General features: G+C 27.8%; 8 protein-coding genes and 2 pseudogenes. 6 read left to right on the forward strand and 4 right to left on the reverse strand.

The window, feature by feature from the left end; translation table 11 throughout:
- Positions 1–350: 350 nt before the first annotated feature.
- The gene (gene mnmA / locus M9409_RS00785) at positions 351–1,454 is read right to left on the reverse strand and encodes a tRNA 2-thiouridine(34) synthase MnmA (protein ID WP_250227053.1); all 1,104 of its coding nucleotides are present in this window, start codon (positions 1,452–1,454) and stop codon (positions 351–353) included.
- Positions 1,455–2,192: 738 nt separating this feature from the next.
- On the opposite strand from mnmA, the gene mntR reads away from it, so the two are divergent.
- Together mntR and M9409_RS00795 are read left to right on the forward strand one after the other, a co-directional pair.
- Positions 2,193–2,657: a manganese-binding transcriptional regulator MntR gene (mntR, locus tag M9409_RS00790; protein WP_250227054.1), complete on the forward strand. Its 465-nt coding sequence runs from the start codon at positions 2,193–2,195 to the stop codon at positions 2,655–2,657.
- A gap of 463 nt (positions 2,658–3,120) precedes the next feature.
- A complete protein-coding gene (locus M9409_RS00795) occupies positions 3,121–3,765 on the forward strand; it encodes a transglycosylase SLT domain-containing protein (protein WP_250227055.1) in 645 nt (214 codons plus the stop codon).
- Between the two features lie 864 nt (positions 3,766–4,629).
- Here the strand turns inward: M9409_RS00795 and M9409_RS00800 are convergent.
- The gene (locus M9409_RS00800) at positions 4,630–5,268 is read right to left on the reverse strand and encodes a winged helix-turn-helix domain-containing protein (protein ID WP_250227056.1); all 639 of its coding nucleotides are present in this window, start codon (positions 5,266–5,268) and stop codon (positions 4,630–4,632) included.
- Positions 5,269–5,919: 651 nt separating this feature from the next.
- Here M9409_RS00800 and M9409_RS00805 point away from each other — a divergent pair.
- Positions 5,920–8,031 (forward strand): TonB-dependent copper receptor, encoded by a 2,112-nt coding sequence (locus tag M9409_RS00805; RefSeq protein ID WP_250227057.1) that lies wholly within the window; start codon positions 5,920–5,922, stop codon positions 8,029–8,031.
- A 115-nt stretch (positions 8,032–8,146) separates the two neighbouring features.
- On the opposite strand, the gene infA is transcribed toward M9409_RS00805, so the two are convergent.
- Entirely contained in the window at positions 8,147–8,365 is a 219-nt protein-coding gene (gene infA, locus M9409_RS00810; protein ID WP_250227058.1) for a translation initiation factor IF-1, read from the reverse strand.
- A 470-nt stretch (positions 8,366–8,835) separates the two neighbouring features.
- The gene (gene trxB, locus M9409_RS00815) at positions 8,836–9,807 is read right to left on the reverse strand and encodes a thioredoxin-disulfide reductase (protein ID WP_250227059.1); all 972 of its coding nucleotides are present in this window, start codon (positions 9,805–9,807) and stop codon (positions 8,836–8,838) included.
- A gap of 476 nt (positions 9,808–10,283) precedes the next feature.
- On the opposite strand from trxB, the pseudogene M9409_RS03325 reads away from it, so the two are divergent.
- The 3 genes and pseudogenes from M9409_RS03325 to lolA all read left to right on the forward strand — a co-directional run.
- Positions 10,284–10,676, forward strand: a pseudogene (locus tag M9409_RS03325) (DNA translocase FtsK 4TM domain-containing protein); the annotation flags it as partial.
- A gap of 762 nt (positions 10,677–11,438) precedes the next feature.
- A pseudogene (locus tag M9409_RS03330) lies at positions 11,439–12,644 on the forward strand (DNA translocase FtsK); the annotation flags it as partial.
- A gap of 139 nt (positions 12,645–12,783) precedes the next feature.
- A complete protein-coding gene (lolA, locus tag M9409_RS00825) occupies positions 12,784–13,407 on the forward strand; it encodes an outer membrane lipoprotein periplasmic chaperone LolA (protein ID WP_250227061.1) in 624 nt (207 codons plus the stop codon).
- The last annotated feature ends 415 nt before the right edge of the window (positions 13,408–13,822 follow it).

Here is a 13,822-nt window from a genome sequence, read left to right on the forward strand (position 1 = left end):
ATTTAAGATAATAATATGTGTATCTTAAAATCTTTTAATTTTTATACGAAATTTTCATTTTGCAAATGTAGGTGACTACGAATAACATTGGCACTATTGTATCAAAATATACGGGATGATTATAATCAATAACAACGTATCATAATGACAGAAATTATTTTGAAGAATATTGAATGATTGATTAAATTCATATTTATTTATAGAATTTAGTTGTAACTAGATTTATAGAATTGTAACATTTATTCATCTATGATGAAAGTGTAAATTAATGTAATAACGATTAGTTATATTTGATTTTAATATTGATATTATTGATATTTTTTAGACCAATTATTCTGGTGTTTTGGAATTTAGAAAGGGTATGTTTTTGTAATAATTCCTCCGCCCAAACAACGTTCTTTTAAGTAAAATACTGCTGATTGCCCTGGCGTAATTGCCAAAACCGGAATTTTTAAAATAACTTTAAGATTATTGTTTAAAAGAGGGTATACCTGACATTGTATATCGGGATGTCTATATCTGGTTTTAACTGTGCAATATAAAGGCGATGTAAGTGTGTGTCGTTTTACCCACTGGGTTTGTTCGGTAATGAACGCGATAGACATCAGCCGTGGATGATTGCGGCCTTGTGCTGCAATTAATATATTGCTTGATATATCTTTATCTACCACATACCATGGTTGTCCATTTCCTTGTTTTATTCCACCTATTTTTAGGCCTTTTCTTTGTCCTAAGGTATAAAACGATACTCCTTGGTGTGTTCCAATTATATCTCCATTTATATCAATTATAACCCCTGGTCGTATTGGTATATAATTGCTAATAAAATCTTTGAATTTACGTTTTCCAATAAAACAGATACCAGTTGAGTCTTTTTTGTTTGCTGTGATTAAGTTTAATTTTTTAGCGATATTTCTAACTTGAGATTTATTTAATATTCCTACAGGAAATAAACATTGTTTAAGTTGTTTGTAGCTGAGTGTATATAAAAAATAACTTTGATCTTTATTTTCATCTGTACCACGTATTAGATAAGTTTCTTGATTTACATCAAGACGGCGGGCATAATGTCCGGTGGCAATGAGATCTGCTCCTAGATCTTTTAGTGCAAATTCTAAAAAATTCTTAAATTTAATCTCTTTATTACAGAGTATATCCGGGTTAGGAGTGCGACCCATTCTGTATTCTTCTAAAAATACCTGAAATACATTTTCCCAATATTCTTTAGAGAAGTTTATAGTGTGCAGGTATATGCCTAAATTATCGCACACAGAATGAGTATCTAATAAATCAGATGCTGATGAGCAATATTCTGAGGTATCGTCATCTTCCCAATTTTTCATAAATAAACCTTCTACTTTATATCCTTGTTGTTGTAACAACCATGCAGATACAGAAGAATCTACACCGCCCGACATACCAACAATTACTTTTTTTGCGTGATTGTATGACATAATTTATAATAATATTAAAGGTATAAATGATTTATGAAATATGTAATATAAGGATTTTGTGTTTTATAATATTTATTTATGCAAATATATACGGATAGTAATAGTATATCGAATCATTTGTATGTTTTATAATGTTTAAATTTGTAAAATATGTATTTTGGAAAAACAAATATCTTTTGATTCATATAGAATACCGTAATCAAAAGATATTTGTTTAAGCTATAAATATAAATGATATAATATATCCAATGATATCATCGTCATTTAAAGTAACATAAAATATATTATATGTGTTTTAGTCAATATGCTATCAATCAATTATTATTTTATCCAAACATGTTGTGATTATCGCCATAATACATTCAATATATGGATAAATCATGATAGATCAAGATATTTTTTATGTGATTAATCTTTGAAAGATATAATTAAAGAAGTGAATCTAAATATTGTAGATAGTTGTTTTTTATTTAATGAGTCAGTATTAGAGCAATACATTTAATTTATTTCTATTTTTTTATTAGTATAAATGTAATATTTGTTATTTTTTTTATTTATATACATTAGTTGATATATCAGTATTTACTGATATGTGAGCATAGAATGTAGATTCTTAATTGTTATATTTATATATACAAACAAGTATATAACGATGTTATTCATTAAAACACAATATCTCCTTGTGTAATCGATAAGAAAGTATTGTTGATTTGTAATTATGTAGAATGAGATTTTTTTATGACTAAAAATAATATAGAAATATTGTCCAATAATTTAGCATGTTTTATAAAAAAAACAGATAATTTACAAGGATTTATCCAGGTTCGAGCAGCACATCGACGTGAGCGTATTGATGATTATATTGAATTAATTGCAGATTTAATTCAAGAGCGTGGGGAAGCTCGTCAAGTAGATTTAGCATTAAGACTTGGAGTAAGGCAACCAACAGTAGCGAAAATGTTAAAAAAGTTACTTGCTTCCTCTTTGATTAAGCAAAAACGTTATTGTGGAGTGTCGTTGACAGAGCAAGGGAGACAATTGGCTAATGAAAATCATATACGACATAAAATTGTAAAAACTTTTTTAATAGATTTAGGTGTTAACAAGAAAATTGCGCAAAGAGATGCAGAAGGAATGGAACATCATGTCAGCAATGAAACATTGTTAGCGTTTTTTCAATTTTCTGAGCGCTTCAATAGATGATTATCTATTTACTTTACATAGATATATATAAGAAGCAATAAGTTTAAATATTCTGTATTATAAATCATTTTGTAACCTACAATGGTGTTATAGATGTTTTTATTTGGGTTTTTATTTTAATAATTTTTTGTTTAAATTTATTTAAGAGGTTATTATTTCGTTTGAATAAAATAAACGTATGAAACTTATGTTATTGTTATTTATTCAACAAAATATTTTGTTATATGTAAAATCATCAATGTTTTGATATTTTTAGTATATACTTTAAATATAATTATTTACATGATAAAAAGGTAACATGAATCATGATGTATTTATATATAAATGTATATATATAAATAAATGTTCCTACATATTTTAATTGTTAATTTTATGGAAAACTAATTTTTAAAATATGAAAACATCACTTTTATATAATGATTTTATGAAAAAGTTTATATTTTGATTATAAAATCATGAAATTATGAAGATATGTATAATATATTTAGTTGTAATTTTTCTATTCACAACTTGTGCTCAAAAAAATATTGAAAAAAATGCTACATGGACATTATATACTAATTCAAAATACAATGCAATTTATCTTCCTAAACGTATGACACCATCTATGTATAATGATTATATTCATTATTGTGCTATGAGTTATGGAGTAGATGCGTCTTTAGTGAAAGCTATTATTCAAGTAGAATCTAATTATAATCCGACCGTGATCAGTAAATCTAATGCTGTTGGATTAATGCAACTTAAAGCGGATACTGCAGGAAGAGATGCTTATCGTTTAAAAGGGTGGAGAGGAGAGCCTAGTGTTCATGAATTGAAAAATGCTGCTATTAATATTGATCTCGGCACTGCTTATTTATCTATATTGCAAAAACAATTGGAAGGAATTATTGATGCAAAAACTAGACGTTACGCTATAATTGTCGCTTATGTGAATGGGTTAGGTGCGTTGTTGAAAACATTTTCTATTGATCGTAATTGTGCTATTGAAAAAATAAACAAACTTGATCCGGAACAATTTTACCAATATATACAGTCTCATCATCCATCTAAACAAGCACAACGTTATTTGTCTAAAGTTAATTCTATTTATGTTGCAAAAAATTAATGATAATAGTAAGTGATTTATACTAAAAATTTTATTTTTGATAAGTTTTGTGAGATGTATGTCAATGATAATTGTGATTTTTGACGAAACATATTATTGGAATAATTTATTCAATTAAGTTGGATATTTATAATTTAAATAAGTAAATGGATATATTTAGTTTTAGTCGGTATCGAAATGAATGAATATAGATGTCGATAGACTTTTGGACGATAATGAATTGTTGTTCTAATTAAGTTAAGGTGTTTATAACGATATTATAAATATAAAAAAAATACTTTTTAAAACTAAACGATTAACAAGCATTTTATTTAGCGCATAATCTATGTATAAAATTTTGATGGATAATATAGATATTTATATATATCTGATGATATGCATTTAATTATTGTTGTGCACAGTACGCATATCAGTTTATCTGCATGATTTAGATATAATATGATTTTTATTTGTATTATTTTATCAGACAATGAATTAGAAAACAATAATTTTTTTAATTTTTGTGATTATTATTGTTTATAATGTAATTTTTTAGTAAAGATTAAACAATGATGAGTAATATAGTGAACGTTGTTGACAATATGACATTGTGTGTTAAACAAATAGATTAATAGATATATCATAATGTTCGTTAAATTGTAGTAAAAAAAGAAGGTGCTTTTAATTTGGTTAATTTATTTGATTAAATTTATAAATAGTTGCTTTAATTAAAGAAGTAAGTTATAGATTGAAGGAATATATAAAGAAATGTATACATATTGTTAATATGTTACTGGTAATTATTAAATGATAATTAACACGTTTAGAGTATCTATCAAGATGTAATGCGATATGAGTTTTAATTAAATAAGCTATTTGACTATTCTATGTAATTTCAGTGCACTGCGTAGTGCAGTCGTTACATTCAAATCCCAATTCTGAATGAAAAGTACAAATATTGCATGAGTTTATTTCTTTACAACAATATAATTTAATATGATCTTTTTTAGTATATAAATATACGAAACCAATACTAATTAATATTGCGACCATTATCGTCAGAGTAATCATATATTTTATATGAGCTTTTATATTTAGCAAAATAGAAGATGATAATGAATTATTGTTTTGATCTGTGGTTTTATATGGGAGAGGAGACACATATGGGCGATCTTCGTGTATTTTTTCTATGATCAATTGATTGTTTAGCTTTAGTCCTCGTTTGGGAATAGTTATGATGGATGAAGAATCTAATCCGAAAGAAGTGAAAGTTTTTCGTATTAAACTAATTTGTTGATTTAAGTTTCCGTTAGATGGTTCAAGTCCATAAGATCTCCAAACGGTTGAAAATAAGTGTTCTCGAGTGACTGGTGCGCAAATATCAATATTGCGGTGTTTAATCAGTTCTTCTAATACCCTTCCAGCAGAATTAGACATTTTTACTGATGTTCTGGAATCAGTTAATAATGTCAGAGTATATTCTGTAGTATCAAATATTATAGTTGATTGAATGACATATTTCATTTAATTACTCTATATGAACTGTGCATGGGTGAATCAACATTTACACCATTGTTTAAATAAGGTTCAAATAATATAATTTTTTTTGACTAAAATATATAATAAATACTATAAAAAATATTTCATCATGAAAATGCATTAACATGATTGTAATTTATGTTGCTTAGATTGCAGATGTATTTACAGTTTATTTATTGATAGTATAACAATATTTTATAAAAATCTAGTTTATTAAAATATGTGTTAGGAAAATGAATATTATTTTAATAATTGATTTGTTTAGTTAGTTCTTTTAATAAATTAAATAAATTATGTTGATGAAACTGTAGTTTGAGTATGCAGTATAGTAACTATTTTAGTTGTATCAGTGTTAATATAATATTTAAAAAGTTTAATATCGCGTAGGTTGTAATTTTTTTAAGGATTATGATATTTGTAAAGAGTATAAATATTTCACGTGTAATTAGCAATGATCGGTTTTCAATTGAGATTGTTGATATTGTTGATTTATCTAATTTTATATTAGAAGAAATTGAGTTTTTAATATATATTGTGTGGATGATTGTTTAATTTTGTAAGAAGTATGTAATAGTTACGAGAATATATATGGTATATGGAAAACTTTTTTATACTTTTAAACAGTTAATCCATGTGATGTCATCTTTGGTATGTTTTGTAGTAATCATATTTATTTTTAATGGTTCTCAAGCTTATTCAAATAATGTATCCGTTATGCATAAACCTCAAGATACTTCGATATCAATATCTAGTGGTATACAAAAATTACCCATATTATTTCAAGAAAAAATGAATGATGATGTCATAACTATTATTTTACCAAAAAATTCTCCACTGATTGTTAGCGATTCTCCTTCAATATCTTTGCAATCGTTGTATGTAGTGGATGCTTCTGATTATTTGAAAAGTATTGCGGGATTTTCTGTGATTCGTAATGGAGGAGTAAATAATGAACCAGTGTTTAGGGGAATGTTTGGATCTCGAATACGCATTTTAATGGATAGTGGGGAAATACTTGGTGCGTGTTTTTCTCATATGGATCCTGTTAGTGCTTATATTTTTCCAGAGACTTTTGATATTTTGAATATTATTAAAGGTCCGCAGACAGTACTATGGGGCCCTGCAACATCTGCGGGTACATTACAATTTGAACGATATCACCCTCGTTTTGATAAGCCAAAAATTCAATTGCGAAGTAATATAACAATCGGTGCAAATAATAAAATAGATAAAAATATAGATAGTATTATGGGGAATAAACATGGCTATATTAGATTAATAGGCAATATTTCTCGTTCAGACGATTATCATGATGGCAATAAAGGGCAGGTACATTCTGCGTGGTATAAATGGAACGCTGATGCGATTTTATCATGTAATCTAAGTACAGATACATATCTAGAAGTTAGTTTGGGACAAGGAAATGGCGCTGCAAATTATGCTGCTCGACCCATGGATGGATTATGTTTTGCTAGAGAAAGTTATGGACTGAAAATGGAAACCACAGATATCAGTAAAGTGTTGGATAAAATTGAATTGCAAGCTTGGCGTAATTATGTTAGCCATATTATGGCTGATACTGTATCTCATAGTACAGGATTGTCCACTACCAAAAAATGTTGCGGGTTTAATGGCAATGTTAATAATAATGTTGATCGTTTAATATGGGGTGTACGAGGTATTGCTGTATCTCAGTGGGACAACATCAAATGTTGTAGTGGTGCAGATGTTCAAATTAATACACATAGAGCATATTTGGAATATGATTCTGATTGGAAATCGGATATTCTCTCTAGAGATGCTGGTATATTTACTGAATTGACTGTGAATTCATTATCAAACAGGAGATTGATTGGAGGTACGCGACTAGAATACAGTGTAATTAATTTTAATAATTGTTCTAAATATAAGCGAAACGGTATGGTATATCCTTCTGGGTTTATACGTTATGAGGATGAGATTAGTCCGTTGTTGTCGTATTATGTTGGTGTAGGAACGAGTTTGCGTTTTCCTGATTTTTGGGAATTGTTTTATACTAAATCCGGTAACGACATTAATATAGACGATATTTTTCAATTAAAACCTGAAAAAGCTGTTCAAATAGACATAGGAACGTGTTTTCAATATCTACAAATGAATGGATGGATATCATCTTATGCTGGATATGTTAAAGATTTTATTTTATGTAATCATCCTAATGATGATACTATGCGAGATAGTAGTATTAATTACGCGGAAAACATCTATGCTAAAATATGTGGTACTGAAGCCGGATTGAATTATCAATTTAATGATCATTGGCGCACTGAAACAAATATATCGTGGGCTTGGGGTATGAATATTGATGATGGCTGTATTTTATTTAGAAATCCTCCATTAGAAGGTAGGATTATATGTCAATGGATACAAGGGAGTTGTAGTATAGCTGCAAAATGGAGGTTGGCATTAGCACAATCTGTTAATAATTCGTTGATGCTGTCGAAATCGAAGTCTGTTGTTCCTAAAAATATGTTGTCTTATACGGGTGTAGATTGTCATCCTGCTTCAGGATTTGGAATATTATCCATGCATTTGACATGGAAAGGTTCTCAGTTTTATAAATTTAGTGTCGGTGTAGATAATTTATTAAATCATAATTATAGAGAATATCTGAATTCGTGTGTCCATAAACGATTTGGATATTCTGATGGTACTTTGATTTATGAACCAGGGCGCACTTGGTGGATTAAATTAGGGATGGAATTATAAACAATGAAAGATAAAAAATAGTGTAATAAATCAAGATATACAGATTAGTATCCGTAATTCCTTTGTAAGGTGCATATATATATAAAAGTTTGAAACTATATTGTGGAGCTTTTTATTATCGACTACGAAAAATAATTCTTCCTTTACTTAAATCGTATGGTGTTAGTTCAACAGTTACTTTATCTCCTGTTAATATTCGAATATAGTTTTTTCTAATTTTACCAGAAATATGTGCTATAATGACGTGTCCATTTTCTAATTTTACACGAAACATCGTATTAGGTAAGGTATCTAATATGATACCGTGCATTTCGAAATTATCTTCTTTTGTCATTATGATCTCTAAAAAATTAAAAATTGGTCTAAAATTCTCTCATAAGATTAAAATATAATCAAGTGTTGATTATCGTGCATACGATAATTTAAATATTTAAATTTAATAAATTCAGGAGTTTATTTTTCAAATATAGTTATAAATAACAAACAACTATAATAGAGCATAATAGGGTCTATATTGTTAAAAGTTAGTTATTTATTGTGTTTATTTTTAGATGTGTGTATTTTTGTTTTAAAGTACGAATCTTATTTTTATGTTGTATTGCATATATTCAAGTTACAATATACTTATATATATATTGTATAGTCAAATTTATATATTTATTTAAACGTTGTTACTGTGTATATTAAGTAGCATGCAGGTATTAGTTATATTTGTTAAATATTAATGTGGATTTTTGTATTTTATAAATATAGATAATTACAAATTTTATTTATAAATTAATAAATAATTATTAGAATGTGCTTTTATTTGTTTGTTGTATTAAAATAGATAGCAGATAAGTAATGTTCAGCGTCTATTGCAGCCATACAGCCTGATCCAGCTGCAGTAATTGCTTGACGATAGCTGTGATCTATAACGTCTCCTGCTGCAAATATGCCTGGAACAGAAGTAGCTGTTACGTTGCCATTCATACCGGATTGTACGCAAATATATCCATTGTTTAATACAAGTTGATCATTGAATATAGAAGTATTTGGATTATATCCAATAGCGATAAATATACCTTGAAGATTGATTATGTGTTCCTTATCTTGTGTTAAGTCTGTTACACATAAACCGGTAACTTCTGTACCATTACCTAAAATTTCTTTAACAATATGATGAGTATGTAAAACAATATTTCCGTTTTCTACTTTATTCATGAGTCTATTGATTAATATTTTTTCTGCGCTAAATTTGGAACGACGGTGAATAAGATGAACCTTCGAAGCAATATTAGATAAATATAAACTTTCCTCTACTGCTGTATTGCCGCCCCCAACAACTGCAACAATTTGTTTATTAAAAAAAAATCCATCACAAGTAGCACATGAAGATACTCCCTTTCCTTTATATTTTTCTTCAGAAAGTATGCCAAGAGTGCGAGCATATCCTCCTGTACTTATGATTAAAGCGTCACACATATATTCGTATGTATTACCATATAAATGGAACGGGTATTGTTTGAAATTTACTTTCAAGATGTGATCAGAAACAATTTCTGTATGTAAACAAGTAGCGTGTGCATGCATACGATTCATTAGCATAGGTCCAGTGAGATTTTTTGGATCTCCAGGCCAATTTTCTATATCTGTAGTGGTGTTCAGTTGTCCTCCTATTTCTAACCCAGTAACTAATACAGGATTTAAATTAGCTCGTGCCGCATAAATAGCTGCAGTATATCCAGCGGGGCCTGTTCCTAATATGAGTAGCTTGCAATGTTTTTTTATTGTCATGATGATTGTATCTCCTTGTATGTTATCTCAATCATTTGAGGTAAGCATGAATATTTTTTTAAGGATTATAGTGAATACTATAAGTCTATCACTTGTAATATATAATACTGTAATTAACACTAACTCACATAAAAAATTGAATGTATTTACGAGATATATTTGCAATATGCATCAATCGCGCTTTGTAGAAGATTAAAAGTGTTCTAAACTGTATTAGAATGCGATCTTTGTTAAAGATACATATATAGTATTGAGATAATATATTTGAAATATCATATTATTATGGTTTTGTAAATTAGTATATGCACATTCACATGTTATGTATATTGAATATATGTCACAATTGTATTGTGAATAATTATTCATATCAATTAACAGTATTAGTATTTAAAAATTAAACGCAATACTTGAAATAAATAAAATAACTATTTAATAAAATTTTTATTAATCCTTAAGTGAAGTAAGAGATATTTTTAGTGATTAATTTTATATTCATTGGTATAAGCATAACTTTATTATATTTAATTGTCGCATTAATTAGTTTTAATCCTGCAGATCCTGGATGGTTACAGACCATGTGGCATGGATCTATTCATAACTTGGGAGGTATGTTTGGAGCGAAAATTTCTGATTTCTTGTTTTTTACTTTTGGTATTCCAGTTTATATAATTCCGTTGTTTATATTTTTTTATCTTTGGAGGATTTGTGTACAGGGTATGCGTATTACTATTCTTATTTTTATATTTAAATTAATAGGTATATTAATACTATTATTCGCATGCTGTGGATTAGCCCATATAATGATGGATGATTTTTTTTATTTTTCTTCTGGTGGTATGCTAGGAAGTATATCGTACCATTTTATTTCATCGTATACACAAATAACTCATCATATCAGTATAATTTTGTTTTTTTTGATTGGGATTATTGATATTATAGTGTTTTTTAATAGTTTTTTTTGGATGGTGTTGAAAACTATCAAGAATCAATTATGTAATTATTTATCCTATTTAAGTACATTATTTTTTTGTTACAAAAAATATAGATATCGATTTATTCATCGAAAATCATGCACTCAGCGATTTATGTATCCATTGGTTTCTTTTCCACAGGATCTTAATTTTTTAAAAATTTCAAGAAATGATTTATTAAACATACACATCGTCCCTGATATATCTAAAAATATTATCAAATCTACTAAACAATGTAGCCCTACCTTAAGAAATAATTCTCTGAAAATGAAATGTATTTCAGAGATCAAGATATTTCGTCAAGGTCTCAATTGTATTGAGTACTTAGTATCCCACTTCAAATTATTCATAAGACAATCAGGTTATGATGATTATCAAAAAAAAAATGTGACTAATGTTAGTTATAAAGAAGAAAAATGTTCTGTAAACATTAATAAATATGACGAAAAAATTTGTAGTAATAACGATATGTATCGTTTTGATAAAAGAGAACAAAAACATAATGCGTCATGGACACAAGATTTAAATGTAATATGTACTGATAGAAATAATATTGATCAAAAAATTCCCATTGTTATTAACAAGAGCATAAAACGAAATGTGCCTTTTTTTAAAGATAAAAATATGCCTATAAGACATCATTATGATTTTTTTTATGACAAAACTAGTGTTACTTTTCCAGATATAAATTTATTGACTACATCTTCTTCAGAAAAAACAATGATAGATTTCTTGGAGTTAAAAGAACATGCTCAATTACTAGAATCGAAATTACTAGAATATCACATTACAGCAAAGGTGGTTAATATTGTTCCTGGACCGGTCATTACTCGATTTGAATTGAGTTTGTCACCAGGTATAAAATCGTCAAGAATTTCTAATTTATCGCGTGATTTAGCTCGTGTTTTATACACAAATTCTGTTAAAGTAGTGGATATAATTCCTGGTACTCCATATATTGGATTAGAAATTCCTAATAAAAAACGAAAAACAGTATATTTGGGAGACATAATCAGTTCAGAACAGTTCAGAAATATCAGTACTCCATTGGCGTTAGTTTTAGGAAAAGATATATCTGGAAAACCGTTAGTTGTAGATCTTAAATCTATGCCCCATTTATTAATTGCGGGAACTACTGGTTCAGGTAAATCTGTGGGGATTAATGCTATGATTATTGGTCTTTTATATAAGGCTACGCCCGAAGAAGTACGTTTTATTATGATTGATCCTAAAATTTTAGAATTATCAGTATATTCAGGTATTCCTCATCTTTTAAAAAAAATTATTACTAATACACAAGAAGTTTATGAAGTATTACAATGGTGTATAAAGGAGATGGAGCGTCGTTATAAACTGATGGCTATACTTGGCGTTCGAAATTTAGAAAATTATAACAACCATGTCACCCAATTTTATTCTAACAAATGTGTAACAAATAATATTATCGGTAAATACATGAACGATAAGATTGTATCTTATTCTGATAAATTAAAAAAATTACCTTATATTGTAATTATTGTAGATGAATTTTCAGATTTGATGATGACCACAACAAAAAAAGTGGAAGAATTGGTTATTCGTTTAACACAAAAGGCCCGCGCTGCTGGGATTCATGTAATATTAGCAACTCAGAGACCGTCAGTTAATGTAATTACTGGAGTAATTAAAGCAAATATTCCATCGCGTATAGCTTTTACTGTATCGAGTAAGATAGATTCTCGTACTATTCTGGATCAATCTGGAGCGGAATCTTTATTAGGTATGGGCGATATGTTATATTTAGGACCTAATTCTTCCATATCTACTCGGGTGCATGGAGCATTCATAGAAGACCAAGAAATACATGCAGTAACTAATTTTTGGAAAAATAAAATGATTAGCGTATGATTCTTTATGAGTCATTAAAAATTATTATGGTGAACATGAAGATGTGCATAGCCGGATATTTAAAGTTAATTATTTATTTTAACAATATTTTAACGATTATAGAGATAATTAACTAAGAATGATGAAACAGATAATATATGCTGGATTTTTAAGCGTTATAATGATAATTATTACAGCAGTAGCTGATGATACATCTGTTTTTATATTACAAAATCGCCTTAAAAAAATAAGTAATTTTTATGTACATTTTGTTCAAAAAGTTGTTAATTCTGATAACAATACGATATTAGAATCTCACGGGGAATTATGGGTAAAACGTCCTAATTTATTTAATTGGCATATGATATCTCCTGAAGAAAATTTTTTAATATCTGATGGGAAAACACTTTGGTTTTATATTCCTTCTATCAAACAAGCGACTGCGTATTGGTTACACGACTTTTCTGATAATATTTTTTTTATGTTGTTTTTTAGTGATAATGTATATTCATGGAATGAATATGTTGTATCTCAACAAGGAGATTTTTTTTCTTTAATACCAGTGGGTAATAATTTTGATTTAAAAGAATGTAGAATTGAGATCACTGCTTGTGGCTCAATTGAGAGATTTAGTATTTTCGAAGAAAAAGGACAACGTGTAGATTATTATTTATTAAATAAAAAGAGTAATAATAGTATTGATATAAGTAAGTTTGATTTCATTCCTTCAGAAGATATTCAATTAGACGATCAAAGAAAATAATGTTTATTAGATAATTAATTGGATATTGAGTTAAATACACAAGGAAATTATTATATTTGATATGCATGCATATACACATAAAATTATATAAATCGTGTTGAGTTAATTTTTGTTGATATATTGTTGGGAGTTTGACGTATATCATGATATCTATATAATAAAAGAAATTTAAAAAAATATTACAGTTTGACATTCTTTAGTAATGCGCTGTATTTGATTATCCAACTGTTGTGCGCATGCACAACAGTTTTTATGTTATAAAAATATTACACAAGAGTACGTTTTGTGTTACTGAAGGGCAACAGGGAGTACTATTGTGGATATATATGTTATATATTTCGTGCTCTTATTAAAGAAGAGTGAAGTCATTTAAATTGTTTTCAAGTTATTTCATTTTATTATGTAGGCATGTTGA

This window comes from Blochmannia endosymbiont of Camponotus sp. C-046, from assembly GCF_023585865.1.
GTDB lineage: Bacteria > Pseudomonadota > Gammaproteobacteria > Enterobacterales > Enterobacteriaceae > Blochmanniella.

Coding starts and splice junctions, on each gene's coding strand:
- mnmA (WP_250227053.1), bottom strand. CDS start 1,454: ATGTCATACAATCACGCAAAAAAAGTAATTGTTGGTATGTCGGGCGGT.
- mntR (WP_250227054.1), top strand. CDS start 2,193: ATGACTAAAAATAATATAGAAATATTGTCCAATAATTTAGCATGTTTT.
- M9409_RS00795 (WP_250227055.1), top strand. CDS start 3,121: ATGAAGATATGTATAATATATTTAGTTGTAATTTTTCTATTCACAACT.
- M9409_RS00800 (WP_250227056.1), bottom strand. CDS start 5,268: ATGAAATATGTCATTCAATCAACTATAATATTTGATACTACAGAATAT.
- M9409_RS00805 (WP_250227057.1), top strand. CDS start 5,920: ATGTCATCTTTGGTATGTTTTGTAGTAATCATATTTATTTTTAATGGT.
- infA (WP_250227058.1), bottom strand. CDS start 8,365: ATGACAAAAGAAGATAATTTCGAAATGCACGGTATCATATTAGATACC.
- trxB (WP_250227059.1), bottom strand. CDS start 9,807: ATGACAATAAAAAAACATTGCAAGCTACTCATATTAGGAACAGGCCCC.
- lolA (WP_250227061.1), top strand. CDS start 12,784: ATGATGAAACAGATAATATATGCTGGATTTTTAAGCGTTATAATGATA.